25 protein-coding genes, 4 tRNA genes and 2 pseudogenes are annotated in these 24,465 nt (G+C 64.4%); 18 read left to right on the forward strand and 13 right to left on the reverse strand.

What is annotated here, in order from left to right; all coding sequences use genetic code 11:
• Complete coding sequence (locus tag IPN92_10990) at nt 1-1,473, forward strand: patatin-like phospholipase family protein (protein ID MBK8638773.1); 1,473 nt, start codon at nt 1-3, stop codon at nt 1,471-1,473.
• Here IPN92_10990 and IPN92_10995 read toward each other — a convergent pair.
• From IPN92_10995 to IPN92_11010, 4 genes and pseudogenes are all read right to left on the reverse strand, one after another.
• Nucleotides 1,470-2,585, reverse strand: a complete 1,116-nt coding sequence (locus tag IPN92_10995) for a transposase (GenBank protein ID MBK8638774.1) — start codon at nt 2,583-2,585, stop codon at nt 1,470-1,472. The genes IPN92_10990 and IPN92_10995 overlap by 4 nt on opposite strands.
• Nucleotides 2,586-2,604: 19 nt before the next feature.
• Nucleotides 2,605-3,324 carry a hypothetical protein gene (locus IPN92_11000; GenBank protein MBK8638775.1) on the reverse strand — a complete coding sequence of 240 codons (720 nt, stop codon included), beginning with the start codon at nt 3,322-3,324 and terminating at the stop codon, nt 2,605-2,607.
• Nucleotides 3,318-3,806, reverse strand: a complete 489-nt coding sequence (locus tag IPN92_11005) for a hypothetical protein (GenBank protein MBK8638776.1) — start codon at nt 3,804-3,806, stop codon at nt 3,318-3,320. The genes IPN92_11000 and IPN92_11005 overlap by 7 nt, the downstream gene beginning before the upstream one ends.
• 17 nt (nt 3,807-3,823) lie before the next feature.
• Nucleotides 3,824-4,207 (reverse strand): annotated as a pseudogene (locus tag IPN92_11010) (DUF4338 domain-containing protein).
• Nucleotides 4,208-4,850: 643 nt separating this feature from the next.
• Here IPN92_11010 and IPN92_11015 point away from each other — a divergent pair.
• Entirely contained in the window at nt 4,851-5,765 is a 915-nt protein-coding gene (locus IPN92_11015) for a BamA/TamA family outer membrane protein (protein ID MBK8638777.1), read from the forward strand.
• Between the two features lie 87 nt (nt 5,766-5,852).
• On the opposite strand, the gene IPN92_11020 is transcribed toward IPN92_11015, so the two are convergent.
• Complete coding sequence (locus IPN92_11020; GenBank protein ID MBK8638778.1) at nt 5,853-9,296, reverse strand: pyruvate carboxylase; 3,444 nt, start codon at nt 9,294-9,296, stop codon at nt 5,853-5,855.
• A gap of 224 nt (nt 9,297-9,520) precedes the next feature.
• On the opposite strand from IPN92_11020, the gene IPN92_11025 reads away from it, so the two are divergent.
• The gene (locus IPN92_11025; GenBank protein ID MBK8638779.1) at nt 9,521-11,179 is read left to right on the forward strand and encodes an LTA synthase family protein; all 1,659 of its coding nucleotides are present in this window, start codon (nt 9,521-9,523) and stop codon (nt 11,177-11,179) included.
• Nucleotides 11,180-12,046 carry a ferritin-like domain-containing protein gene (locus tag IPN92_11030; GenBank protein ID MBK8638780.1) on the forward strand — a complete coding sequence of 289 codons (867 nt, stop codon included), beginning with the start codon at nt 11,180-11,182 and terminating at the stop codon, nt 12,044-12,046.
• A gap of 82 nt (nt 12,047-12,128) precedes the next feature.
• Here IPN92_11030 and IPN92_11035 read toward each other — a convergent pair whose 3' ends face one another.
• The 3 genes from IPN92_11035 to IPN92_11045 all read right to left on the reverse strand — a co-directional run bounded on the left by IPN92_11035 (nt 12,129) and on the right by IPN92_11045 (nt 14,114).
• Nucleotides 12,129-12,872, reverse strand: a complete 744-nt coding sequence (locus IPN92_11035) for a UDP-2,3-diacylglucosamine diphosphatase (GenBank protein ID MBK8638781.1) — start codon at nt 12,870-12,872, stop codon at nt 12,129-12,131.
• A gap of 55 nt (nt 12,873-12,927) precedes the next feature.
• Nucleotides 12,928-13,416, reverse strand: coding sequence for a peptidyl-prolyl cis-trans isomerase (locus IPN92_11040; protein MBK8638782.1), 489 nt, complete (start codon nt 13,414-13,416; stop codon nt 12,928-12,930).
• Between the two features lie 122 nt (nt 13,417-13,538).
• Nucleotides 13,539-14,114: a peptidyl-prolyl cis-trans isomerase gene (locus tag IPN92_11045; GenBank protein MBK8638783.1), complete on the reverse strand. Its 576-nt coding sequence runs from the start codon at nt 14,112-14,114 to the stop codon at nt 13,539-13,541.
• 191 nt (nt 14,115-14,305) lie between these two features.
• Here IPN92_11045 and IPN92_11050 point away from each other — a divergent pair, with 191 nt between their 5' ends.
• Nucleotides 14,306-15,688, forward strand: a complete 1,383-nt coding sequence (locus IPN92_11050) for a cysteine--tRNA ligase (protein ID MBK8638784.1) — start codon at nt 14,306-14,308, stop codon at nt 15,686-15,688.
• Nucleotides 15,689-15,698: 10 nt separating this feature from the next.
• Here the strand turns inward: IPN92_11050 and IPN92_11055 are convergent, their stop codons facing one another.
• The 3 genes from IPN92_11055 to folD all read right to left on the reverse strand — a co-directional run bounded on the left by IPN92_11055 (nt 15,699) and on the right by folD (nt 17,461).
• Nucleotides 15,699-16,232 carry a hypothetical protein gene (locus IPN92_11055; protein ID MBK8638785.1) on the reverse strand — a complete coding sequence of 178 codons (534 nt, stop codon included), beginning with the start codon at nt 16,230-16,232 and terminating at the stop codon, nt 15,699-15,701.
• 194 nt (nt 16,233-16,426) lie between these two features.
• Nucleotides 16,427-16,588 (reverse strand): hypothetical protein, encoded by a 162-nt coding sequence (locus tag IPN92_11060; GenBank protein ID MBK8638786.1) that lies wholly within the window; start codon nt 16,586-16,588, stop codon nt 16,427-16,429.
• 9 nt (nt 16,589-16,597) lie between these two features.
• On the reverse strand, nt 16,598-17,461 hold the full coding sequence (folD, locus tag IPN92_11065; GenBank protein MBK8638787.1) for a bifunctional methylenetetrahydrofolate dehydrogenase/methenyltetrahydrofolate cyclohydrolase FolD: 864 nt from the start codon (nt 17,459-17,461) through the stop codon (nt 16,598-16,600).
• A 159-nt stretch (nt 17,462-17,620) separates the two neighbouring features.
• On the opposite strand from folD, the gene IPN92_11070 reads away from it, so the two are divergent.
• From IPN92_11070 to IPN92_11095, 6 genes are all read left to right on the forward strand, one after another.
• A tRNA-Pro gene (locus IPN92_11070) sits at nt 17,621-17,697 on the forward strand.
• 21 nt (nt 17,698-17,718) lie between these two features.
• Nucleotides 17,719-17,795: transfer RNA gene (locus IPN92_11075), tRNA-Arg, on the forward strand.
• Between the two features lie 56 nt (nt 17,796-17,851).
• Nucleotides 17,852-17,927 (forward strand) — tRNA-His (locus IPN92_11080).
• A 23-nt stretch (nt 17,928-17,950) separates the two neighbouring features.
• Nucleotides 17,951-18,026: transfer RNA gene (locus IPN92_11085), tRNA-Lys, on the forward strand.
• A 277-nt stretch (nt 18,027-18,303) separates the two neighbouring features.
• Nucleotides 18,304-18,615, forward strand: a complete 312-nt coding sequence (locus IPN92_11090; GenBank protein MBK8638788.1) for a hypothetical protein — start codon at nt 18,304-18,306, stop codon at nt 18,613-18,615.
• Complete coding sequence (locus IPN92_11095) at nt 18,566-18,784, forward strand: hypothetical protein (GenBank protein ID MBK8638789.1); 219 nt, start codon at nt 18,566-18,568, stop codon at nt 18,782-18,784. The genes IPN92_11090 and IPN92_11095 overlap by 50 nt, the downstream gene beginning before the upstream one ends.
• 146 nt (nt 18,785-18,930) lie before the next feature.
• Here the strand turns inward: IPN92_11095 and IPN92_11100 are convergent, their stop codons facing one another.
• Complete coding sequence (locus IPN92_11100) at nt 18,931-19,143, reverse strand: hypothetical protein (protein MBK8638790.1); 213 nt, start codon at nt 19,141-19,143, stop codon at nt 18,931-18,933.
• On the reverse strand, nt 19,140-19,601 hold the full coding sequence (locus tag IPN92_11105; protein ID MBK8638791.1) for a hypothetical protein: 462 nt from the start codon (nt 19,599-19,601) through the stop codon (nt 19,140-19,142). Before IPN92_11105 ends, IPN92_11100 begins: the two co-directional genes overlap by 4 nt.
• 219 nt (nt 19,602-19,820) lie before the next feature.
• Here IPN92_11105 and IPN92_11110 point away from each other — a divergent pair, with 219 nt between their 5' ends.
• The 7 genes and pseudogenes from IPN92_11110 (at nt 19,821) to IPN92_11140 (ending at nt 24,457) form a co-directional block, all read left to right on the forward strand.
• Nucleotides 19,821-20,270: a rhodanese-like domain-containing protein gene (locus tag IPN92_11110; GenBank protein MBK8638792.1), complete on the forward strand. Its 450-nt coding sequence runs from the start codon at nt 19,821-19,823 to the stop codon at nt 20,268-20,270.
• 127 nt (nt 20,271-20,397) lie between these two features.
• A pseudogene (locus tag IPN92_11115) lies at nt 20,398-21,757 on the forward strand (IS1182 family transposase).
• A 283-nt stretch (nt 21,758-22,040) separates the two neighbouring features.
• Nucleotides 22,041-22,226, forward strand: coding sequence for a hypothetical protein (locus IPN92_11120; GenBank protein ID MBK8638793.1), 186 nt, complete (start codon nt 22,041-22,043; stop codon nt 22,224-22,226).
• A 30-nt stretch (nt 22,227-22,256) separates the two neighbouring features.
• On the forward strand, nt 22,257-22,559 hold the full coding sequence (locus IPN92_11125) for a hypothetical protein (protein ID MBK8638794.1): 303 nt from the start codon (nt 22,257-22,259) through the stop codon (nt 22,557-22,559).
• On the forward strand, nt 22,559-22,936 hold the full coding sequence (locus IPN92_11130; protein MBK8638795.1) for a hypothetical protein: 378 nt from the start codon (nt 22,559-22,561) through the stop codon (nt 22,934-22,936). Before IPN92_11125 ends, IPN92_11130 begins: the two co-directional genes overlap by 1 nt.
• Nucleotides 22,933-24,063, forward strand: a complete 1,131-nt coding sequence (locus IPN92_11135; GenBank protein MBK8638796.1) for a cache domain-containing protein — start codon at nt 22,933-22,935, stop codon at nt 24,061-24,063. Before IPN92_11130 ends, IPN92_11135 begins: the two co-directional genes overlap by 4 nt.
• Complete coding sequence (locus tag IPN92_11140) at nt 24,008-24,457, forward strand: hypothetical protein (GenBank protein ID MBK8638797.1); 450 nt, start codon at nt 24,008-24,010, stop codon at nt 24,455-24,457. The genes IPN92_11135 and IPN92_11140 overlap by 56 nt, the downstream gene beginning before the upstream one ends.
• Nucleotides 24,458-24,465 lie beyond the last annotated feature (8 nt).

The raw sequence follows: 24,465 nt of genomic DNA on the forward strand, positions 1-24,465 counted from the left end.
ATGAACAACAGAAGTCGGATTTCCCCCCTAACCCTCTCGGCCATGATGTTGCTGGTGTTGTCCGGCCTGGTGCCTCTTCCCGACAGCCTCCCCACCGCGGAAGCGGCCCAGAAAAGACCGCGCGTGGGCCTGGTGCTGGGCGGGGGTGGTGCGCGCGGCCTGTCGCATGTCGGGGTATTGAAGGTGCTGGAGGAGTTGCGGGTGCCGATCGACTGCATCGCGGGCACCAGCATGGGCTCCATCATCGGGGGTCTCTATGCCTCGGGCATGACCCCCGAGAAGATGGACGAGACCTTGGGCGGGATCAATTGGCCCCAGGTGTTTACCGATGGCCCCCCGCGCGCCGATCTACCCTTCCGCGCCAAGCAGGAACAGCGGGTCTTGCTGACGAACAAGGGGGTGGGCATCAAGGATGGCAGGCTGCAGTTGCCCCTGGGTTTGTTGCAGGGTCAAAACCTCTCGCTGCTGTTGGAGGAGCTGACCCTGCCCGCGGCCGATGTCCGGGATTTCGATGATCTCAAGGTGCCTTACCGGGCCGTCGCCACCGATCTGGCCACCGGCAAGGCCGTGGTGCTGGACTCGGGTGGATTATCCCGGGCCATGCGCGCCAGCATGTCCATCCCAAGTGCCCTGGTGCCGGTCCAAATGGATGGCAAGTTGCTGGCCGATGGTGGCATGGCGGATAACGTGCCGGTGGACGTGGCGCGCAAACTGTGCAAACCCGATGTCATCATCGCGGTGGATGTGGGCGCGCCTCTGGTCGCAACCCAGGACCTGACCTCGGTGCTGTCGATCACCGAGCAACTCGCGGGCTTTTTGACCGTCCGCAATACCGAGGTCCAACTCGCTACCCTGGGACCCCGGGATATTCTGATCAAACCGGATCTCAAGGATATTTCCAGTATCGATTTTGAAAAATTCGCGGAGGCGGTCGCGGTGGGTTATGCCGCGGCCAAGGCCCAGTTGACTCCTCTGAGCCGGCTCTCCCTGGCGCCCGAGGCCTTTGAGGCCTTTCTGGCCGCCCGGCCGGACCTGCCTGAGAAGAATCATCCCGTCATCGACTTCATTCGTATCGAGAACGAGACCCGCTTGTCGGACCAGGTCATCGAACAGCAAATCGGTCTCAAGCCGGGAGACCACCTCGACCCGGAACAGCTCAATCGTGATCTCAATGTGATCTATGGCATGGGCGACTTTCAGGAGGTCGACTATTCCTTGGTCAGGGAAAACGGCAAGACCGGCCTGGTGGTCGAGACCAAAAAGAAATATATCGGTGACAATAGAGCCAATTGCAAAATTGCCGGTAGCGGTGGGGCCGAAGAGAGAGAAGGGGCGAGAACGGCTGTTTCTTGCCCCTTGCAGGGTCCGTCAGGTCATATTCCACTATATCAGCATGGTGTTATTCGATTTCCAGGCCATCGGGAGACCCCGCCGAAGGGCGTTTGCCACTTCGTCGGGAGGCGTGGCGGCTAATTGAGCAGGCGCAAGAGCTGCTCGGCGGCAATCACCAGGATACCGAACATCAAATGGGTGTAGACCTTGGGGCGCCGCACGCGCACATGGCGTCCACCGTGGTTGTCCTTCAACAGGCTGTTGACCCGCTCTGCCTGGCTGCGGGCCTGGTAGCGCTCCGCTTCATGCGGCGCAAATTCGATCTTCTCCCCCCGTCGGGCATTGTGGTCGATCAACGGTACGTGCCCCTCTTGGCGGGACACCGCACGGATGACCCCACTGCAATAGGCAGAGTCGGCCAGATCGTAGCGGTAGGTGACCCGCTCACCGGTCACGCGCATCAGCGGGATCGCCGCTTGGCTGTCATGCAGTGAGGCCGAGGTCAGAATCGCCGTCACCGGGATGTCGCCGTCCGCGGTGTCGATAGGCAATTTGTAGCCAGTCCAGGTCTCCTTGAAGCCCTTACTGTTCTTCTTGCTGCCCACGTCGCAGGCGGTGGGTAGCTGCGCCAGGCTCTCCGCCGCGCTTTGGCCCACCTGCTGCTCAATGACGGTCAGCTCCTTGGGTCGCTGCTCCCCCTGGCGCGGGCGCCCGCGTTTCTTGGCCGACGCGGGCACCGGTTCGGATACGACCGCCGCCGCCTTGGGGACGGGCTTCTCCCGCGCCTCGATCTCGGTCGAATCCCGGGCGATGTGCCCAATGATCTGGTCGCCCAACTGGGCGCGGATCAGCGCCTCGTGGACCCGCGCCGGCAACGCCCAGGCGGTGAATTCCGCAAAGACGCGCGAGAAGCGCGAGGCATCAGGGATGGCGTGACACCGCTCGAAGCCGCAAATCCGCCGCAGCGCCCGATCCACCTTGAGGCGGTCAATCAGGGCCTCAGTGGTCGGCAGGTCCAGCACCGCCTTGGCAACGAAGGCCCGTGCCAAGGCCACCCGATCCTGCGGCGGACGCCCGACGAACCCGCGACTGGAGGGGATGAAGCAATCGATCTCCGTGAACTCCAGTACCCGGATCACCTTCTCCAGCGCCGGACTCAGCGCCAAGCGGTCCTCCTGCCGCAGAAAGGGACACAGTCCGTGCTGAAGGTGGTTCCAGAATTGCGATAGGCGGGACTTCTGACCTTTACACATACTTGAGTCCATTCCTTTCTCACGAAGTATCCTCCGGCGGCGGCCGCAAATACCCCGGCGGATACTCATCGCGCCAGCTCGCCCGCTCCTCCGGGCGATAGATCAGATACCTCTCGATCGCCACGTCCAGCTTCTGCAAGCCATGCCACAGCACCTCCGTCCCCGGGTGGCCATCGCGCGCGCCATACCAGCGCACCCGCTCCTGGGCCTCGGCCAGGGTGGTGGTGGCGACGTTGGTCAGCAACAGCCAGTCCACCCCGTCGACCCCCGGGGGCGGGGCCGCTTCGCGCAGCAACACCGCCCACAGCGCCAGCGGGCTTTCTTTAAGATTCCCGGGCGGTTTGAGCGTCACCGGCCCACAGCGCAGCGCCAGCTCCGCGGTGCGCGCCGCTTGCGCGCCGCGGCGCGGCAGTACCAGGGCGAGGCGCCCCGCCACCTCCAGACCGCCCAGGTGGTCCCACAACGGGGTCAGCCCCTCAGCGCTCATCACCTGGCGCTGCCGGCCGCGGTTGGCCCGCACCAGCAGGCGCGGGCTGGCGGGATCACGCGCCAGGGCGAAGAGTTCGAACAGGTCGGCCTCGCGGTCACCGATACTCACCAGGGTGGTGTGCGGCACCTGGGGGCGATCGCCTGCAGGGGTGCGGTAGGCTGCCAGCCACTTGCCGCTTTCCCGCACCTCGGGTTCCCGGCGGGTCTGATGTTGGTCGGGGTCACGCGCCCAGCACGCGGCGCTCACCACCCCAAGGGCACGCCCTCGGGGGTGAAGGCGTGGCTGTTATGCAGCACCAGGCCGACGGGGCCGCCGTCGGTCTTGTTCCCGATCGGCCCCAGCCCCGCCGTATCGGGATGGCCGGTGTAGTTGAGCGAGGTCGTGTCCTGGGGCACCAGCACCAGGGGCTGGGCGCCCATCCGGGCGATCACCGCCTCCCGGTGGGCGCCGAGTATGACGTGCATGTTGATCCGCGGGTTGCCAAAGAAACGATAGGCCGCGACCGTCCGGGCGCGGTCGGCGCAGCGGCGGGTGAGACTCCGGGACTGGACGTCGCCCCAGAAGTCCGCGGCCAGATGATACAGGCGGTGTTTGAGACGGGCATCCCAGACTTTGAGGCCACCAAATTCTTCCTCGGTCCAGTCGGCCGGCGTACTGGGGCGCTCGGCGGGCAGCCGTGCGGGCCCCTGGCGCAGCCGCTGGCGGGCATCATCCGCCAGGGGCGCACCCACAGGGCCTTCGGTACGCCGTCCCGGCGGCCGGCGCTGTGGCCGATGCATTCCCAGCCGGCGGCGGCGTAGCAGGTGCCGGCATAGTCGGGATGGACGAAGGTCTCCAGCAGCAGGGGCCGCACGCCATAGCGGGCTTCCCAGTCCGCCGGCAAACGGCGGGCCAGCTGGCCCAAGAGATGGGAGGCCAGGTGGGGTACGCGTACCCCAGGCAAGATCAGGAAGCGGGCATTGGCGACGACCCGGGCGAGGTTACCGCGGCGGGTGGCCTCGTTCCAGCCGATCCAGTGGTCGCGATCCTGGAGGGCAAAGCTGGCCGCTTGGCAGGCGGCGGCGCCCAGGTCGCCGTGGGCGGAGCGGAAGAGGTAGCGCAGTTGGGCGCCGCACAGGGGTTTATCGCCCAGGGGTGCTGGACCATGAGTTGGTGGTAGGTGTCGCGTTCCGCGGCGGTGTCCACCACCACGAGGTCGATGGGACCCAGGGCGGCCAGGTCGCCCGTTACTTCAGCCACCGGCAGCGGCGCTGGCGCCACCGTGGCGGGTGCCGGGCGGGGGCCGGCGGGAAAGGGTGTCGCCACGGGCAGCGTCACGGCGCCGCGCCGGTGGAGCTCGGCCAGCGCGCGGCGGGCGCTGCCCAGGCAGCGTTGGCCCTGGGCATTGGTCCAGTTCAGCCAGTCACACACCCGTTCCGCCAGGGCGCGGCGGCTGAGGGCGGCTCCTGACCGACGGTGGCCATGATGCGCTCGCGTAGGGGGGTGTCAAACCATTGGCCACAGACTCTCATGGCCGGGGAGCGTAGCGGCCGGGCGGCGCGGAGTCAAGTGTGTGTAGGGATCAGGCGGGACTTGCAGGTAGTATTCATGTCGGGTATCGAAATGAATCGTTGCTAACCGTTTCATTTTAGCAGCCTTTCGCTGGCGATACCCGCTCTTCCTCCCTCTTTTGCTATCCCTGCGGGACGAAAAATCCCTGCAACGCGCGATTTTGCAATTGGCTTAATAACCTGAATTTCGGTCTATTTCTGGGCGCCAACCTGAAGGGCGACTCGATGTTCAACATCAGCGCCGCCTACACCATGTCACAAATCAATTCCCTGGGCGTGGAATGGCGCACCTTTATGCAAATAGGCAACGACAGTGCCTTTCTGACCGATTTCTACCAACCCCTTGATGCGGGTCAGCAATACTTTCTCGATCCCTACCTGAGCTACAAGCAGTACAACCTCACCCTGGAGAGCGATTTCCAGGAGTTGATTACGGGCCTTCGGGTGCGCGAGTTCCAGTTCGGTCTGGACGTCGGCCGCAATCTTGACCGTTGGGGGCGGGCGGTCATGGGCCTGTATTACAACGGGGGGAACAATGGCCGTCGTCTTGGCATCGTCTCCCCCTATGAGGGCGACTTCAACAACAGCGGTTTTTCCTTGCGTCTGGAGGCGGATACCTTGGACAGTATCAATTTCCCGACCAAGGGCTATATGGCCAATGTGCGCCTGCGTGGCGCCATGACCCTGCTCGGCGCCGACTCGGACTATCAAACCTTGCTCGTGGAGGGGCACAAGCCCTGGACCTGGGGCAAATCCACCCTGATTCCCCGCCTGTACCTGGGCACCACCCTGTCCGGCGATCCCGGTCTCGAAGACCTGTTCCTGCTGGGCGGTTTCCTCAATCTTTCGGGTTATCAACTGGGAGACATTACCGGGCAGAACGTCGCCTTTGGGGAACTCATTTACATGTATCGGCTGGATAGTGCCTCTTCGGCCTTTGCCATCCCGCTCTACGCCGGCGGTTCGCTGGAGGTAGGCACTGTCTGGGAGTCGCTGGACCGTATTGAGGCCGAAGCCATCATCCCCGCGGGCAGCCTGTTCCTGGGTGCCGATACCCCCCTGGGACCCTTCTATCTGGGCGCCGGCTTCTCCAAGGACAGCCATGCGTCCCTGTACTTGATGCTGGGTAAATTCTTCTGATGGTGGACGGCCAGGACCGCAACCCGAGGTAGGGCAGGGGGCCCCGCGGAGACCGGCCCCCCGCGGCGTCCCCAGCCGGCCCGGGCCCTAAGCGAATTCCACCAGCAGGTCCTTGGCATTGACGTTCTCGCCATGGCGGGCGTGGATGGCGTGGATAACGCCCTCCCGCTCGGCGGTGAGCATGGTCTCCATCTTCATGGCCTCGATGGAGATGAGGGGATCGCCCTTGGCTACCTTCTGACCGACATGGATGGCCAGGGTGACGATGGTGCCGGGCATGGGGGCCCCAACGTGCCGGGGGTTGCCTTCCTCGGCCTGGGGCTTGGCCTTGAGGTTGGCGAGACCCGCCTTGGGGACCCGCACCACCCGGGATTGACCGTTCAGTTCGAAGAAGACCTTGGCCACCCCCGCGCCGTCTGGGCTCGCCATGCCCTGTTCAGAGATGATGAGGTTCTTGCCGCGCTCGAGTTCCACGCTGATCTCCTCGCCCCCTTGCAGACCGTAAAAGAAGGCGGGGGTGGGGAGCACGGAGACGTCGCCGTAATGACTGCGGTGGGCCGCGTACTCCTTGAAGACCTTGGGATACATGAGATGGGAGGCTAGATCGGTATCATGGACCTGGCGTCCGGTGGCGGCCTGGGCCTCGGCCCGGGCGGCCTCCAGGTCCACCGCCGGTAGCCAGTCCCCGGCCCGGCCGACGAGAGGCGGCTCGTTCTTCAGGACCTTCCGCTGCAAGGCCGGAGGAAAGCCATCCGGCGGGTACCCCAGCTCGCCCCGCATGAGGGAGATGACCGAGTCCGGGAAGGCGATCTCGCGGGCCGGGTCCGCGACTTCCGCGGGCGTCAGGCCGTTAGCGACCATGAAGAGGGCCAGGTCACCCACCACCTTCGAGGTGGGGGTGACCTTGACGATGTCGCCAAAGAGGCGATTGACGTCCACATAGGCCTGGGAGACCTCGCCCCAGCGGTGATCCAGCCCCATGGCGCGAGCCTGCTCGCGCAGGTTGGTGTACTGGCCGCCGGGCATCTCGTGGCGATAGACGTCGGCGGTGCCGGAGCGGATGTCGGCCTCGAAGGGGGCATAGTAGCGGCGCACCCCCTCCCAGTAGTGGGAGAGTCCCCGCAGGGCGTCCAGGTCCAGGCCCGGGTCCCGGTCGCTACCGGCCAGGGCGGCGGCGATGGCGCCCAGGTTGGGCTGGGAGGTGAGCCCGCTCAGGGCGTCCAGGGCGCCATCGACGGCGTCGCAGCCGGCCTCGACGGCGGCCAGGACCGAGGCGGCGGCGATGCCGCTGGTGTCGTGGGTGTGGAAGTGGATCGGCAGGCCGATCTCCTGCTTGAGGGCCAGCACCAGCTCCCGGGCGGCGCGGGGCTTGCAAACGCCGGCCATGTCCTTGATGCCCAGGATGTGGGCGCCGGCCTTTTCGAGTTGTTTCGCGAGATTCACGTAGTACTTGAGGTTGTACTTGGGCCGCGCCGGATCGAGCAGGTCACCCGTATAGCAGATAGCCGCCTCGCAGAGGGCACCGGTCTCGATGACGGCATCCATGGCCACCCGCATATTGTCCACCCAGTTCAGGGAGTCGAAGACGCGGAAGACATCAACGCCCTCCCGGGCGGCCTGCTGGACGAAGTAGCGCACCACGTTGTCGGCATAATTGGTGTAGCCGACGGCGTTGGAGGCGCGCAGCAGCATCTGGAACAGGATGTTGGGCACGGCGGCGCGCAGGCGGGCCAGGCGTTCCCAGGGGTCCTCCTTCAAGAAGCGCAGGGCGACGTCAAAGGTGGCGCCGCCCCAGCATTCCAGAGAGAAGAGCTCCGGCACCAGGCGTGCGTAGTGGGGGGCGATCTCGGTCAGGTCATGGGTGCGCATGCGCGTGGCGAAGAGGGACTGGTGGGCGTCGCGCATGGAGGTGTCGGTGAGGAGGACGCGCTGTTCATTCCGCATCCAGGTGGCGAAGGCGGTCGCGCCCAACGCCTGGAGCCGGTCCCGGGAGCCGGGGGCCGGGTCCCGGGTGAGATCGCAGGGGGGCTTGAGCGGCGGGGCCATGGGCAGGGCGGGCAGGGCACGGCCCTTCATCTCCGGGTTGCCGTTGACCCGAATATCGCCGAGAAAACGCAGCAGGCGGTTGGCGCGGTCGCGGCGCTTGCGGAACTTGAACAGCTCCGGCGTTTCGTCGATGAAGCGGGTGGTGCACTGCCCCGACAGGAAGAGGGGGTGGTTGATGACGTTTTCCAGGAAGGGCAGGTTGGAGGCCAGCCCCCGCACCCGGAACTCGCGCAGGGCGCGGTCCATGCGCCGCGCCGCCTCCTCAGGGCTATGGCCCCAGGCGGTGACCTTGACCAGGAGGGAATCGTAATAGGGGGTGATGACGGCCCCGGAATAGGCGGTGCCGCCATCGAGGCGGATACCAAAGCCCGCTGGGCTGCGATAGGCGTTGATGCGGCCATAATCCGGGGTGAAGCCGTTCTCCGGGTCCTCGGTGGTGATGCGGCACTGGAGGGCATGGCCATTGAGGCGCACACCCTCCTGTCGGGGCACGTGGGACTCATCGTCGCCCAGGCACGCGCCCTCGGTGATGGCGATCTGCGCCTTGACGATATCCACGCCGGTTACCAGTTCGGTGACGGTGTGTTCGACCTGGATGCGCGGATTGACCTCGATGAAATAGAAGTTGTCGTCGTCCGCGTCCACCAGGAATTCCACGGTGCCGGCGTGACTGTAGTGGGCCGCCCGCGCCAGCCGCAGGGCCGCCTCGCAGAGTTCGACGCGACGCGCCTCGTTCAGATAGGGCGCGGGGGCACGCTCCACGACTTTTTGGTTCCGGCGCTGCACCGAACAGTCGCGCTCGAAGAGATGGACGAGTTGGCCCTGGGTGTCGCCCAGGATCTGGACCTCCACATGCCGCGCCCGCCGCACCAGCTTTTCCAGATAGACCTCGTCGTTACCGAAGGCCGCCAGGGCCTCGCGCCGGGCGATGTCCATGGCCGGGCCCAGGTCGGCCGCGGTGGGTATGACGCGCATACCGCGCCCGCCGCCGCCCCAACTGGCCTTGAGCATCAGGGGATAGCCAACGGTTGCCGCCAGGGCCAGTGCCCCCTCCAGATCCCGGGGCAGGGCGCCCGTCGCCGGCACCACGGGCACCCCGGCCCGTGCCGCCAGCTCCCGCGCCGAGACCTTATTGCCCAGCAACCGCATGACCTCGGGTCTGGGGCCGATGAAGGCGATACCAGCGGTGGCGCAGGCCTCGGCGAAATCGGGATTCTCGGAGAGGAAGCCATAACCGGGGTGGATGGCATCGACTTGGTTCTCGCGGGCGATGCGGATGATGTCGGCGATATCCAGGTAGGCCGCGATGGGTTTCTGGCCGGCGCCCACCAAATAGGCCTCGTCGGCCTTGAAGCGGTGCAGGGCAAAGCGATCTTCGTTGGAAAAAATGGCGACGGTACGGATACCCATCTCGCTGGCCGCGCGCAGGACGCGGATGGCGATTTCACTGCGGTTGGCGACAAGCAGACGGCGAATCTTTTTCATGGCTTTGGGGTCTAACTAGGTGGAAAGATGAGGAGGCCGGAATGATGGCTTAACTGTGCCATGGTTGTCCGCCTGGCGCCATGGATTTTGGCGGAGATTCTCGCAGCATTTTGCTCGTCTATTGCGCTTTTCGGGCTATTAACGCACAATCATATGGTCTGTCAACCCCTCATTTGTACCCTAGCACCATGGTAAACCCGATACCCTCCCGTTGGCACAAGCCATTGCTTCATCTTGCCCTTTTCATCGCAAGCATTTACCTCTATGCCTTGCTCATGGAGGTGTGGGGCGGGTTTAGTGCCCATCTGCTGTATTTGCAGTGGCCGGAGTTCATCCTTGTCCTCTACTTCTACGGTTTGGTCTACAGCCTGCTCAAGCCTTCCGCTTGGCGCCCTTGGCTGGCGGGCGTGCCTATTTTCCTCGTCTATCTGGTGCATGACATCTTTTATCTGGTTTACGGCAAGGTCTTTCGCTTTATCAATGTGGCGGAGGTGCCCGAGCTCCTCCAGATACTGCCGCCGGCTTATGCCGTCCTGCTGGTGATAGGCTTTCTTACCCCATTTGCCTTCATCCTGGCGCGCATCGATTACCATCGGCCCGGGCGCATCCTGCTGGCGCTCTTGCCGCTGGTGATGGTCGTGACCCTCATCAAGGCGACGCCGGCCGCTTTTGCCACGGGATTTAAATCCGTGGCCCACGAGATCGTCAAGTATTCCGATGGTAAGAGTGTGGAGAGCAACGGCCGGCTGGCCATGTTGCTGTTCCGGGAGGCGGAGCGGGAAGGGACGCTGGCCATGATCGAGCCCTATCTGAATCGTCCAGGTTTTGACAAGGCCTTCGCGGGGGAGGTGGAGGGTATTCGGCCTTACCTCCAGCCACGTAACGTGCATTTGATTGTTCTGGAGAGCTTTCTTGATCCGCGCCTCTTCCGCGACCTCAAGTTATCGGGTGATCCCGTGCATCCGGACTTTGCCGCCCTCTTTGGCGACAAACTGGGCTTGTCAGTTTCGCCCGTGTTTGGCGGCGCGACCTCGCAGGCTGAGTTTGAAGTCTTGTGTGGCGTACCGGCCATGGAGCGGCTGTCCAGCGTCGAGTTCAACACCTTCACGGGGGCCCAGGCCCATTGTCTGCCTGGCCTGCTGGCCGAACTGGGCTATCGCGCCATCGCCAGCAATGCCTATAAACCCAATTTCTTCAACACCCAACCGGCCTATAAGGGTATGGGTTTCGCCGAGCAGCAATTCCCCGTGGAGTTCTTCACCCTGGAACCCACCTACCTCAAGTTCGGAGATCCCGGCGAGGAGGAATATCTTTTTGACGGCGATCTCTTTCCCCAGAACCTGGAGTTAGTGCGTCGGCATCTGGATGAGCATCCCGATCAACCGCTGTTTAACTATTTGCTGACCATTTATGGCCATACGCCGCACAATCTGAATGAGGACAAGCGGCCTATCCTCATTAAATCGGAATCGAACAACCCGGATGATCAGATCGAGCGGGTCGTCAATCAGTTTTACTACCGCACCCAGGCCATTGCCCGTTATGTGAAGGAATTGATCGCTCTCGATCCCAATAGCCTGATCGTCCTGGTATCCGATCACGTGCCCCCTTTGCAGTTTGGGCCCATCACCTATAAGGCCTTAGCCTACATGGATAATCAAGAGGGTAACTATTTCTATAATCGCCTGGTGATTATAGAGCAGGGTAAGCCGGTGACCTACGACCCCATGCGCCACTTCGATCTGCCCAAGATGATCTTGAACAACCTGACCCAGGGTCATTACTGCGCCACCGGCGATTGCGAATATCTCGTCAAGACCAAGCCACCCCTCGATACCTATTTCGACAAATACCTGGCCTTGATGGCCCATGCGTCCGAGTAGATGAGAGCCGCGGGCGCGGAAGGGGAGAACCAGGCTGTCGGCCTCTTTGGGTTGGCCTTGGCCTGCCTGCGGGAGCGGGATCCTGACCAGAAGGTCGAGCTGACGCGGCGAGCCGCGGCGGACTGGGGGGCCGGTCAGCTTGCGCTGGCCGACCCCATGCCACTGGAGGACCTCGATGAACCAGGCCGTCCCGAGCGACCCGAGTTGGTGCCGCCCCGGGCCCTGGCGCAGCGTTCAGCCCAAGCGGGTAAGGGCGGAGGCAAGGGTCGCGCCGCCCTGATCCATGCCGTGGCCCATATCGAATTCAACGCCATCAATCTGGCCTGGGACGCCGTTTACCGATTTCGTGGCCTGCCCCGCGCCTATTACGACGATTGGGTGGGGGTGGCGGACGAGGAGGCCCGGCATTTTGGCCTCATGCGTGACCGCCTGAGGACCTTGGGCCATGACTATGGGGATTTCCCCGCCCATGATGGCCTCTGGTCCATGGCGATGCGCACGGCGGTTGATCCGCTGGCGCGGATGGCCCTGATCCCCCGGGTGCTGGAGGCGCGGGGCCTGGACGTGACCCCGAACATGATCACCCGCTTCCGGGATGCCGGGGATGGCGAGACAGCGGACTGTCTGGCGATCATCCTGCGTGACGAGGTTGGCCATGTGGCGGCGGGGACGCGCTGGTTCCACTTCCTCTGCGCGGAGCGCGGGCTGGAACCCGAGAGCGAGTTTTTTGAACTGCTGGCTTGCTATTTGGGTGGCGGGATGCGGGGTCCCCTCAACTTGGCGGACCGCCGCCGCGCGGGCTTCGCCGAGGGCGAACTGGATCGCTTGCAGGCTCTCTGCCACAAAGCCGTACCCGCCGGGACCTGAGCCTTGCCTTCCTGGGGCGGCCTCACGGCGCCTGGCCTCCTCCGGTTTTTCTCGACCGCGACCCGCGACTTTGCGGCTGACCCTACTCCGGAAGAATGGCCTCCCGCCGCCAGCCCGCCGCCGAGACACTCAAGACCTCGCCCCGCTCGGGATGCCAGTCCGCCAGGACCTGGCGTATCGCGGTGTGGCCGTCGAGGTCGAAGGCGTGTTTCCCGGGTCTGTGGGTATGGCCATGGATCAGGTGCCAGGAGCCATGGCGGCGCAGGGCGGTCTTAACGGCCTCCTGATTCACGTCCATGATGGCCAGGGGCTTGCGGGCGATCGCCTGGCCACTCTTGCGGCGGTAATTGGTCGCCATGGCGCGTCGCTTATCCAGTCGTTTCAACAAAAAGAGCCACCTGACGACGGGGTTGCGTATGAGGCGGCGGAATTTCTGGTAGGCCAGGTCATCGGTGCACAGGAGGTCCCCATGCATCAGCAGGGTCGGGGTCCCCAGCAGATCCACCCGGCTTGGCTCCCGTAACAGACTACAACCGGTCTCCTGGCTAAAGCGCTTGCCGAGCAGAAAATCCCGGTTGCCGGAAATAATGGCGCAGCGGGTGCCGCTCTCGGTGAGGTCGCGCAGGGCCTGGCGGAGGGCGGGGTAGGGCGCTTGATCGTCATCGTCGCCAATCCAGGCATCGAAGAGATCGCCGAGGATGTAGAGTGCCTCGGCCTGCCGCGCCCGCTGGCGCAGAAAGCCAAGGAAGAGTTCGACAGTAGCCGGCTGCTCTGGCGCCAGGTGGAGGTCCGAGATGAACAGGAATTCCGGCGGGGAGGAGGGCATGCGCCTAGTCGCTAATGCTTGATCGCTGCCGCCGGGCGCTCCCCACGGGGCCCGCTTAGGCCACGACCTCGGCTTTCTCGATAACGACATCCTCGACGGGGACATCCTGGTGGCCCTGGCGGTTACCCGTCTTGACCCCCTTGATCTTGTTGACCACCTCCAGGCCCTCGGTCACCTTGCCGAAGACGCAATAGCCCCAGCCATCCTGGCCCGGATAGTCGAGAAAGGCGTTGTCGGCCACGTTGATGAAGAACTGGGAACTGGCGGAGTGCGGGTCCGAGGTGCGCGCCATGGCCAGGGTGCCCGTCTTATTCTTGAGGCCGTTCTTGGCCTCGTTCGGGATGGGGGCGCGGGAACGCTTCTCGGCGAGGCGGCTGTCCATGCCGCCGCCCTGGATCATGAAGCCATTGATAACGCGATGGAAGATAGTCCCGTCGTAATGGCCATCCCGGACGTACTGCTCGAAATTGGCTGCGGTGCCCGGCGCCTTTTCAAAGTCAAGTTCAATGGTGATGTCGCCGTGATTGGTCGTGAGTTTGATCATGCAAGAGTCTCGGAGCGAGGTAAGTGAAATGCCTGCGCGAGTGGCGCGGGCCATGGCGAGTGGCGGTGGGGTGATATCCATCGGGCCGACTTGACGGGTGGGATAGGGCCCGCGACCTGGGTTCAGCCGCCCACGCGGCTGGCCTTTTCGATGATGACGGTCTCCTGGGGTACGTCCTGGGGGAACTGGCCCTTGGCCCCGGTGGGCAGGCCGCCGATGGCGTCAACGACCGCCATGCCCTCCGTGACCCGCCCGAAGACGGTGTATCCCCAGCCGCGGGGGGTCTTGGCGGTATGGTTCAGGAAGGCGTTATCCTTGAGATTGATGAAGAATTGGGCGGTGGCCGAGTTAGGGTCGCTGGTGCGGGCCATGGCCAGGGTGCCGCGCTCGTTCTTGAGGCCGTTGTCCGCCTCGATCGCCACCGAGGGCCGGGTGTCCTTTTGTTTCATATCCTGGCCAAAGCCACCACCCTGGATCATAAAGTCCTTGATAACGCGATGGAAGACGGTACCGTTGTAGAAGCCGCTGTCCACATAGGCGAGGAAATTCTCGACCGACTTGGGGGCCTGGTCGGGATAGAGTTCCAGGACAATGACCCCCTTGTTGGTTTGTAGGCTGACCTTGGGGTTCCCCGCCAGGGCGGTGCCCGCGAGGATGAGCGACAGCAGGGCGAGGGCAACGAGCGTGAATCTCCGCATTATGGAGCTCCTTAAAGTGCAGGGGACGGGGATAAAAGATGGCATATTACGGGTTCGGTCCCGATCGGAAAACCCCCGCATCTCATCTTCGCGGTCCCGCAAGATCACCCGAGAGGGGATTGGCGCGGTTTTCGCCCAAGGGACTGCTTTGCTACTATCCCCTGAATTCCCAAGATCCCGGTCCCAAATCCATGCTTCAGATCCATAACAGCCTGACCCGCCATAAAGCGGATTTCGTCCCCCTGGAACCCGGCAAGGTCCGCCTCTATGTGTGCGGCATGACGGTCTATGACCTCTGCCACCTGGGGCACGCACGGGTCATGGTGGTGTTCGATGTCGTCTATCGCTATCTGCGGCACCTGGGTTATGAGGTGACCTATGTGCGCAACATCACGGACATCGACGATAAAATCATCAACCGCGCCAACGAGCGCGGCGAGGCCTTTGCCGACCTGACGGCGCGCTTCATCCTGGCCATGCAGGAGGACGCCGCGGCCTTGGGCGTCCTGCCACCCACAGCGGAACCCCGGGCGACCGCCCACATCGCCGAGATCCTCGCCATGATCCAGGTCCTGATCGCCAAGGGCCATGCCTACGCGGCGGACAATGGCGATGTCTATTACGCCGTCGCCAGCTTTCCGGGCTATGGCCGCCTCTCCGGCAAGGACCCGGCGGAGTTGCGCGCCGGCAGCCGGGTGGAGCCGGACGAGGCCAAGCGCGATCCTTTGGACTTCGCCCTCTGGAAGGCCGCCAAGCCCGGCGAGCCGGCCTGGGCCTCGCCCTGGGGTCCGGGCCGGCCCGGCTGGCATATCGAATGCTCCGCCATGTCCACCTGCTGCCTGGGCAATCACTTCGACATCCATGGCGGCGGTGCCGATCTCCAGTTCCCCCACCACGAGAACGAGATCGCCCAGTCCGAGGGCGCGACCGGTGAACCCTTTGTCAACGTCTGGATGCACAACGGTTTCGTCAGGATCAACGAGGAAAAGATGTCCAAGTCCCTGGGCAACTTCTTTACCGTCCGCGAGATCCTGGCGCGCTACCGCCCCGAGGAGGTGCGCTACTTCATCCTCACCAGCCAGTACCGTAGCCCCCTCAACTATGACGAGGAGCATCTGGAGCAGGCCCGGGGGGCACTGACGCGCTTCTATACGGCCCTGCGTGGCCTGCCCAGCGCCCCGCCTGCGGGGGGCGAGGCCCTCGAGGCGCGCTTCGGGGCCGCCATGGACGATGACTTCAATACCCCCGAGGCCCTGGCCGCCCTCTTCGACCTGGCGCGGGAGATCAATCGCGCCCGGAGCGAGGACCTGGCCCTGGCCGCGGGCCTGGCTGCCCAACTTCGGGCCCTGGGCGGTGTGCTCGGTATCCTCCAGGATGATCCCGAGGCCTATCTGCGCGGCGGCCCCGGGGTGGGCGGCCTAAGCGATGCCGACATCGAGGACCTCATCCGCCGGCGCGCCGAGGCCCGCCAGGCCCGCGCCTGGGCCGAGGCCGATCGGCTGCGGGATGAAATCCAGGCGGCGGGCATCCTGCTGGAGGACGGACCGGGCGGCACCAACTGGCGGCGGGGCTGATGGCCAGGGATTAGCGGTAGATCTTCTCCCGCAGCAGGTCCTCGATTTCGATTTCGGCCGTGCCGAGCCGGTGTCCGGAGACATTGATGACATCATCGATGCGGCCCATGAGCCGGACGTAGCCGTCCTCGTCCACCCGGGCACTGTCGCCGGTGGTGTAAACACCGTGGAACTTCTTGCGTCCGGTTTCGAGATGACGGTCGAGGCAGTTGTAGGCGGCATTCAGTTCCCCGCCGTGGAACCACTGATGCTCCCCGTTGGCGAAGTCCTGCTCCAGGACCTTTTCCCACTTGCGGAACCAGGATAACTCCTCCGCCCGCTCGGCCCAGAAAGCCTCGGGATCCGCGACGCTGTCGCGATACAGGGCTTGGTAGGCCTCCAGGCGGCCAATCCGCGCCTTGGCGACAAATTCCCGTGGGGGCGGGAAGACGCGGCGTTCCGCCAGGCTGGAGGCAATCGCCGCCCGGTCGGGCATATCCTGAAGGCGATGGCGGACGAGGTTATGTCCATCCCGGCGCTCATAGTGGCAGACATCCGCCATCATCCGCACCAGCCGGATACCCAGGCAGAGATTCTCAAGCTTGGTCGGCCGACAGCTCCGGTGGGCTCAGGTCCTCCGCCTCGAAGGGATTGAAGGCCAGCCCATCATCGCTCATGGCCAGATGCAGCTCTCGCTGGTTCCCCGCTTCATGGAGACAAATCCATGGAGAAAACGTGATCCTGGCCGTCATCCCAGGCCTAGGCCAGCAAATTGATGGCCAGTTCCTTCGCCGCCAGGTTCGCGGCATAGAGGGTGCGATGATGAAGCCCATGGGCCTTGCCGAATTCCGCGAGGCCATTGGCGAGCTTTTCCAGCTCCCCAACCTGATTGAGGAGGTCCAGATGGAGGGTTTCAGCCATGTCGGTACCTCACCCTTGCGCAAGCGCATGGAGGCGCGCCGCCTGCAAGGTGTTTTCCAGCAGGCTGGCGATGGTCATGGGCCCGACACCACCGGGCACCGGCGTTATCCAGGAGGCCTGTTCGGCGACGGCGGCGAAATCCACGTCACCCACCAAGGTTCCCGCATCGGTGCGATTGATGCCCACGTCGATGACGATGGCGCCTTCCTTGACCCAGTCCCCCTGGACGAAGTGGGGGCGGCCCACGGCGGCGACCACCAGATCGGCGGCACTGATCTTGCCTGGCAGATCCCGGGTGCGACTGTGGCAGACGCTGATGGTGCAGCGGGCCGCCAGTAACTCCAACGCCATGGGCCGGCCCACGATATTCGACTGGCCGATGATGATGGCGTCCAGGCCCTCCAGCTTACGACCGGTCCGCTCCAGCAACGTCATGACGCCCTTGGGCGTACAGGGGCGCAGCAGCGGCATGCGCAGAGCCAGGCGGCCCACGTTGTAGGGATGAAAGCCGTCCACATCCTTGGTCGGCAGGATGCGTTCGATGACCTGTTCCTCATCGATGTGGCCGGGCAAGGGCAGTTGGACCAGGATGCCGTCGATGGCCTCGCGGGCGTTCAAGGCGTCGATGAGGGCCAGGAGATCCGCCTCGGGGACGTCGGCGTCCAGCAGGTGCATCTCGGAATGAAAGCCCACCTCGGCGCAGGCCGCGCTCTTGTTGCGCACATAGACCCGGGAGGCCGGATTGTCCCCGACCAGCACCACCGCCAGGCCCGGCTGGCGTCCGCCCGCCGCGACCAGGGCATTGACCTGCTCCTTCATGCCAGCGCGGATGTCCGCCGCAATGGCCTTGCCGTCGAGAATCCGGGCGCTCATGGGTATCATTCCTGGAGTGAATCAAGTAAAGAGACAAAATCATAGCATCTGGCCGGGCCATGCAAGCGGCGCGGTCCAAATTTGGCCGCTGGCCAATTGACGCAATGGGGGTATCCGCGTATTATGCCGCCTCTTCGGTTTCCGGACTATGTCCGAAAGCGGGGTATAGCGCAGCCTGGTAGCGCGCCTGCTTTGGGAGCAGGATGTCGGGGGTTCAAATCCCTCTACCCCGACCATCTTCCCAAGCGATATGAAAAGCCCCGGTAGCTCAGGCGGATAGAGCAACGGCCTTCTAAGCCGTGGGTCGGGGGTTCGAGTCCCTCCCGGGGCGCCAAACAGGTGTCCGCGAGTGGAGACGGATCTGGTCAGCTTGGAGGCAGATTTACGCTGGTGGACGTAGCTCAGTTGGTAGAGCTCAGGATTGTGGCTCCTGCGGTCGTGGGTTCGATTCCCATCGTCCACCCCAATGTGCTAGCATAATTTGACATCGGGCCGTTAGCTCAGCTGGTAGAGCAGTGGACTCTTAATCCATTGGTCGAAGGTTCGAATCCTTCACGGCCCACCAAATAAATCAAAAGCCTAGAGCGATTCCATCGAGTCGCCTAGGCTTTTTTATTTCCAATTTGGAAATAAGCGTCACCGAATAGGCACCATTTGCCGGGGTTTCCTGAGGTAGTGGCGCGCGGTTACCGCCCAGGTCGAGTGGCCGAGCTGGGTCGTTGCGTTGCCGCCCTGCGCCTCAAAAATCTTACGCATGTTTGGCGCGGAGGTCGCGGACCAAGAAGCGCTCGTGACCGGTTGCGGCCCAGGCCGGTACGGATTTCACCACCGCCCGCGCCTGGGTGACCTTCGCGCCGGGCCAGCCCACCAAGACGCTGACCATCGGCGTTAAGGGCGACACGACGCGGGAAGGCAACGAGGTCTTTTTCGTGAACCTCAAGCAGGCCACGGGCGCCAACCTGGCTGATGCCCAGGGCCAAGGGACGATCCTCAATGACGATGGCCTGGTCCTGACCCTCGCGGATGTTGCCCTGACCGAGGGCCACAGCGGCATCAAAAATGCCCTTGTTCAAGGTCAGCCTGGCGCGCGCCAGTGGCGCCGCCGTGACGGTGCAGTTCGCCACCGCCAACGGCATCACCCAGGCCGGGCGTGATTACCTCGCCACGGGCGGCGTGCTGACCTACCCGGCCGGCCAGTGGGTGCGGACGGTGAGCATAGCGGTGCGGGGGGAGCGGGTTAGGGAGGGGAATGAAACCTTCTTTGTCAACCTGATGGACCCCGCCGGGGCCACGCTGTTGGATGGACAGGGGCAGGTCGAGTAACGGACTGAAAGTCCGTATACGCGTCGACTGCACGACGCGTCGCTGAGGTCAACCCGAAACAGGCCAACCACCGACTCATGCGGCATTGGGCGGCCGATGACCAGCACCGCATGCGGGAGTGGGCCGATAAGCGGCGAGGATTAAGATTATTCACTTCCCCCGGAACCGGCGCCGAAGCTGACGACGGTGCGCGGGTCGACGGCGCGGACCATGGCCTGGCCCTCGCCGGTATCGGTTCGGATGAGATTCACGGTCAGCAGTGGCTTCGCGCCGGCGAGCTGGCTAATGCGTGTGGACAGCTCAACCGGCTCTCCGGCGCCCGGCAGGGAGAACACTTCGCCATCCAGCGTCGCGGTCACTCGGCGACAATGGGGCCCTTGGTGCCAGCATCAAAATCGTTCCAGACATCCTCGCCGACCAGACGGCGGTCGCCCTGGATCGTATAGGTGATTTTCCCGGTGCGGAACACGAGCCCGCCATCGCTGCGCTTGGCCTTGACCTTCTTGCCGTTCACCCAGACGCCCTCCTTGTTGTCGATGCGGATGGTCGCGACGGTCGCGCCGCTGGTGCTCTTGGCGACCCATTGCCCGGCGTAGGGGTTCTGCGCCTTGGCGGGCGCCTTGTTGGCAGACGCCTCGTTGACGAAGCCGGCCTTGGCGTTCTGCGCCTTGCTCTTATGAATGTCGCAGCCCTGCGCTTCGGTCACCTGGGTGCAGCCGGACCGTTCAAGTTGTTGGGCATACTTCGCATTGATCGCATGGGCGGATGTGCTGGCCAAGGCGGCGATGGCCAGGGCGACCACTAGTCTAATTTTCATGGGATTGACCTTTATTCAATGGTTGGGGTGCTTGTGCATAGCTCTAACCGCCACGCTCGCGGCCTTGCGGCGGGGACGCGGCCCGCGGCAAACGCCGACCAAGATCCCGACGGCCCTGCGGCTCTCGCCGGTGTTTGCTGTTAGGTTGCCATCGGTGATCTTGCCATTATTTAAATGGACCGGGCCGCGATTCCGCCCCGGATACCGGAGTCTTTGATGATGTTAATTCTCCAAATGATGAAAATTGAGTCCATCAGTCTGTTCGCGGCGCTTTTTCTCGTGGCTTGTCTGGCGGAGGCCGGACCCACCCTGGACGCGCCAGAGGCTTATAAGCAGGTTAAAGCAGGAACCATCACCCTGATCGACATCAGAACCCCCCAGGAGTGGCGACAAACCAGGGTCGCCGTGGGGGCAGTGCCGATCGAAATGGGCAACCCTAAGGCACCCCAGGCCTTTATCGATGCGGTTCTGGCCCAGGTTCAGGGCGATCGTAATGCGCCCATTGCCCTGATCTGCCGCACGGGTAACCGCACGACCTACATGCAGAAGGTGATGGAAGAACAGGGGTTTACCCGCGTTTATAACGTCAAGGAAGGCATGGTCGGCAGCTCGGCGGGTCCTGGCTGGATCAAACGGGGTTTACCCATAGAACCCTGTAAGCGGTGCTGAGACAGCCCCCTGGTTGCCGAGGTCCTCATCGCTAAGCGCCTGACGGCCGCTAGGAGTCTGTCCGACTTATCGGGCCTCAACCCGGGTACAATTAGGGTCGGGGTTCGCGCGGACGAGCGTGTGCAGCATGGCAGTCAACTTTTTGGGGGTAGATCGGGACACGCCGGACCTGTTCCCGGCGACCGTGCAGGAGTACCTGCCCGAAGACCATCTGGCGCGGTTCGTGGTCGAGATCGTTGATCAGCTCGACCTCAGTCACCTGGTTGGCGCCTACGCCGGCACTGGCTCGCGGCCCTACCACCCGGCGATGCGGGTGGCGTTGTTGTTTTACGGCTACGCCACCGGCGTGTTCTCCAGCCGCAAGCTGGCACAGGCGACGTACGACTCGATCGCGTTTCGCTACCTCTGCGCCAACACCCACCCCGACCACCGCACCATTGCCGACTTCCGCAAACGCTTCCTCGACGAGCTGGCGGCGCTGTTCACTCAAGTGCTGCTCATCGCTCAGGCGATGGGGTTGGTCAAACTCGGCACGGTCAGTCTGGACGGCACCAAGATGAAAGCCAACGCCAGTAAGCACCAGGCGTTGAGCTGGAAGCATGCCAACCGCCTGGAGGAACAGCTCAAGGGCGAGGTCAATGAGCTGATGCGCCTCGCCGAGCAGGCCGACAACCCACCGCTGCCGGAGCAGCTCGATATCCCGCTGGAGCTGAAGCGGCGCGCGCAACGCCTGGCCGTCATCGTCACGGCTAAGGAAGAAATCGAGGCCCGTGCGCAAGCGCTTCGCGGCCGAGCAAGCCGAGTACGAGCGCAAGCTCGCCGCGCGCTAAGCGCGGGCCGAGCGCACCGGCAAGCCGCCGGGCGGCAAGCCGCCCAAGGCGCCTGAGCCGGGCCCCGGGCCCAAGGTTCAGGTCAGCCTCACCGATGTCGAGTCGCGCATCATGCCTACCGCCGGCGGCGGCTTCGAGCAGGCCTACCACGCCCAGGCCGGCGTCGATACCGAGACGCATCTGATCGTCGCGCCGCACGTCACCGATCACCCCAACGACCAGCAGGAGGTCGCCCCGGCCCTGGAGCGTCTCGCGGCCCTGCCCGAGGTCCTCGGCACGGTCGAAGCCCTGCTCGCCGACACCGGCTATCACAGCGAAGCGAACCTCAATCACGGCGCGACCGCCGGCATCGACCCCTATATCCCCCAAGGGCGCCAGCGGCACAACCCGCCCCTGGCCGAGCGGCTCGCCGACGACCCGCCCGCCCCCGAGAGTCAGATGACACCGGCCGAGGCCAATGCCCATCGGCTGCGCACCCGCGCCGGCAAGGCCCGCTACGCTCAGCGCAAGGCCACGGTCGAGACCGTCTTCTTCATCATCAAGCAGGTGCAGGGCTTCCGCCAATTCCTGCTGCGCGGCCTCGCGGCGGTGCAGGGCGAGTGGGCGTTGGTGTGTCTGGGATGGAACCTGAAGCGCCTTTTTGCGCTTAAAGGATAGGAAAAGCGGCAAGATAACTCATTGTTATGGAAAAAAGGCCCATTTTCGCGCTTGTGAGCCCCATCAAGCCTGTCATTTTTACCACAAACGGCCGCAGGCGCTGGATTCGAACCTTAAGTCGGACAGGCTCCTAGGGTGTCCCTTTGCTCGCGATTGCGACATACTCCCCCGTGAACGCCTCAGGACCGAGTCGACCGCCGGGCCCGAGCGTGGCACGGTATCTGGGCGGCCCGTCGCGCGGCGGGCCGGTGTCAGTCAGACTCACCCTGGGGAGATAAGCTCAATGGCCGCAACGCCAGCATCCGCCCAGCCCGCCGCCGTCGGACTCACCCTGGCCCAAGAGTGCCTGCTCTCCCTGCGCCTGGCCCTCGGCTGTGAACCCCGTTGCGGAACAGCCCCGGGCCGAGACCGCGACCGCTCGGTGGCCGACGAGGCCCGCGCCATGGGGGGGCTCGCCCCGGCAGGCTGAGGTACCCCCGACCCGGCCGAGCCCCTTACCATGATTGATCCAGCGACCAGCCGTTTTCAGGGTATGAACCAGCCGCATCTGACGGCGGCGCTACTGCTGGCCATGTTCACCCTGGGGGCGCTGTTCACCGGGTGGACGGTGGTGCAGGCCGACCGCGCGCTGCGCACCGACCTGCTGCAGCGGCTGCGGGTAGCGGTACAGGCGGTCAATGTTGAGCACCTCAAGCGCTCACCGGCACGCCGGCGGACCTGGAAAGCCGCGAATATCTGCGCCTCAAGGAACAACTGGCCGCCATTTGCGCCGCCAGCCCGCAATGCCGGTTTGTCTATCTGATGGGTCGCAAGGCGGAGGGTACGGTGTTTTTCTTCGTGGACAGTGAGCCGGCCGGCTCGGAGAGCTATTCCCCCCCCGGGCAGAGCTATGACGAAGTTTCGGCGGTGGCTCACCGCGTGTTCGTGGACCGGGTCGAGGCCGTCGAAGGGCCGGTCACCGACCGGTGGGGCACCTGGGTCTCGGGTTTGATCCCGATCACCGATACGGCGACGGCGCTCTCCGGCCTGGTCACCCCGGACGACGCTCAGGCCCTGGTGCGCAAGGCCGTGGCCTTCTACCGGCAGCAGGGCCGCGAGCGTTTTCTCCAGGAGGCTAACGACCCGCAGGGCGAGTTTCGCCGGAAAGCCTCTACGTCTTCGCCTACGACCAGGGCATGACCTTGCAGGCCCATCCGGTGAAACCGGAACGGGTGGGCCAGAACCTGCGCGACCAACAGGACGGGTCCGGGGGCAACTCTTTCCGCAAGGAGATACAAGACATCGCTTTGACCAAGGGCCGCGGTTGGGTCGATTACCCATACGAGAATCCGGCGACCCAGAAGATCCAGCCCAAGACCACCTATGTCGAGCGGGTGGATGATCTGATTATCTGCGCCAGGGCCTACGGGCAGCGGCGATTTGCTCGCCGTGCTGGGCATGGACATCGATGCCCGCGACTGGCAATGGGAGGTCGCCGCCAGAATAGCCCTGCCCGTGGGCTTGATGCTGATCATTTTCATCGGTGTGATGGTCGCGCTGTCGGCTACCCGGCGCGTCGCCGCCACGCCCAAGCCGGTCCTGGCGCAACCGCTGCCGCCCCTGGCGATCATGGTGGTGGTGTTGATGGCGGGGCGGGGGCGCTCCTCTGGCGCCAGCATCAGCAACAACTGACCGCGGCCATCGTCAACCGTGCCGCCGAGGTGGCCCACGATCTGCGGATTAGCCTGAACCAGCAGGCCTCCGGCCTGGCCATGGTTACCCAGCTGCTTGCCGTCAATAACGCGGTGCAGCAGGCCCTGCGCGCGGGTGATGCGGACCGCCTCCTGGCCGACTGGCAGCCCCTGTTCGAGACGCTGCACCGGGAGAACCACCTGACGCGTTTCTCCTTCTTCGCCGCCAACCGCGTCTGCCTCCTGCGGATTCACCAGCCGGAGAAACATGGCGACCGGATCGAGCGCTTCACGACGCGGGAAGCCGAACGCACCGGCAAGACCACCTCCGGCATCGAGTTGAGCCCGCTGGGCACCTTCACCCTGCGGGTGGTGCAGCCCGTCTACGCCGACGGGGCGCTGGTCGGCTATGTGGAACTGGGCAAGGAGATCGAGGACGTGCTGCAGGCGATCACCACCGAATCCGGCGCCCATCTGGGCCGTGGTGATCCGCAAGGCGCAGCTCGTCCGCCAAACCTGGGAAGAGGGTATGCGGATGCTCGGGCGGGAGGCCCACTGGGACCAACTGCCCGGGAACGTCGTGAGCTACGCCTCCCTCGGCCGCCTGCCCGAGGCCCTCGCCTCCCGGGCGGATGATGTTACCGAGGACCCGGCCCACCCAGACCAACCTGCCCGGGAGATCGCCTGCGACGGGAAGGACTGGCTGGTCTCCTCCACCCCCTTGCGGGACGCCGCCGGCACCGGGATCGGCGAGCTGCTGATCGCGCAAGACGTCGCGACCGCCGAGGCGGCCTTCGCGCGCCTCTTGACGCTGGTCGGCACGGGCGGTGCGGTGCTGCTGACGCTCTTGCTGGGCTTCATCTATGTCCTGCTGCGCCATACCGACGCGGGCATCCGCGCCCAGGAGACGGCCTTGCGCGAGACCAACCTGGATCTCGAGCAAGCCACGGCCCGGGCCAACGCAATGGCGGCGCGGGCCGAGCGGGCCAGCGCCGCCAAGAGCGAGTTCCTGGGCCATATGAGCTTATGAGATCCGGA

The sequence above is a fragment of the Chromatiaceae bacterium genome (assembly GCA_016714645.1).
In the GTDB taxonomy this organism is placed as follows: Bacteria; Pseudomonadota; Gammaproteobacteria; order Chromatiales; family Chromatiaceae; genus M0108.

Bases quoted from the DNA above. Each gene is read 5' to 3' on its own strand.
- IPN92_11120 (MBK8638793.1), top strand. From the start codon at position 22,041: ATGGCCGCAACGCCAGCATCCGCCCAGCCCGCCGCCGTCGGACTCACC.
- IPN92_11040 (MBK8638782.1), bottom strand. From the start codon at position 13,416: ATGATCAAACTCACGACCAATCACGGCGACATCACCATTGAACTTGAC.
- IPN92_11050 (MBK8638784.1), top strand. From the start codon at position 14,306: ATGCTTCAGATCCATAACAGCCTGACCCGCCATAAAGCGGATTTCGTC.
- IPN92_11130 (MBK8638795.1), top strand. From the start codon at position 22,559: ATGGGTCGCAAGGCGGAGGGTACGGTGTTTTTCTTCGTGGACAGTGAG.
- IPN92_10995 (MBK8638774.1), bottom strand. From the start codon at position 2,585: ATGTGTAAAGGTCAGAAGTCCCGCCTATCGCAATTCTGGAACCACCTT.
- folD (MBK8638787.1), bottom strand. From the start codon at position 17,461: ATGAGCGCCCGGATTCTCGACGGCAAGGCCATTGCGGCGGACATCCGC.
- IPN92_11020 (MBK8638778.1), bottom strand. From the start codon at position 9,296: ATGAAAAAGATTCGCCGTCTGCTTGTCGCCAACCGCAGTGAAATCGCC.
- IPN92_10990 (MBK8638773.1), top strand. From the start codon at position 1: ATGAACAACAGAAGTCGGATTTCCCCCCTAACCCTCTCGGCCATGATG.
- IPN92_11035 (MBK8638781.1), bottom strand. From the start codon at position 12,872: ATGCCCTCCTCCCCGCCGGAATTCCTGTTCATCTCGGACCTCCACCTG.
- IPN92_11105 (MBK8638791.1), bottom strand. From the start codon at position 19,601: ATGAAAATTAGACTAGTGGTCGCCCTGGCCATCGCCGCCTTGGCCAGC.
- IPN92_11015 (MBK8638777.1), top strand. From the start codon at position 4,851: ATGTTCAACATCAGCGCCGCCTACACCATGTCACAAATCAATTCCCTG.
- IPN92_11110 (MBK8638792.1), top strand. From the start codon at position 19,821: ATGTTAATTCTCCAAATGATGAAAATTGAGTCCATCAGTCTGTTCGCG.
- IPN92_11055 (MBK8638785.1), bottom strand. From the start codon at position 16,232: ATGATGGCGGATGTCTGCCACTATGAGCGCCGGGATGGACATAACCTC.
- IPN92_11135 (MBK8638796.1), top strand. From the start codon at position 22,933: ATGACCTTGCAGGCCCATCCGGTGAAACCGGAACGGGTGGGCCAGAAC.
- IPN92_11125 (MBK8638794.1), top strand. From the start codon at position 22,257: ATGATTGATCCAGCGACCAGCCGTTTTCAGGGTATGAACCAGCCGCAT.
- IPN92_11045 (MBK8638783.1), bottom strand. From the start codon at position 14,114: ATGCGGAGATTCACGCTCGTTGCCCTCGCCCTGCTGTCGCTCATCCTC.
- IPN92_11060 (MBK8638786.1), bottom strand. From the start codon at position 16,588: ATGGCTGAAACCCTCCATCTGGACCTCCTCAATCAGGTTGGGGAGCTG.
- IPN92_11030 (MBK8638780.1), top strand. From the start codon at position 11,180: ATGAGAGCCGCGGGCGCGGAAGGGGAGAACCAGGCTGTCGGCCTCTTT.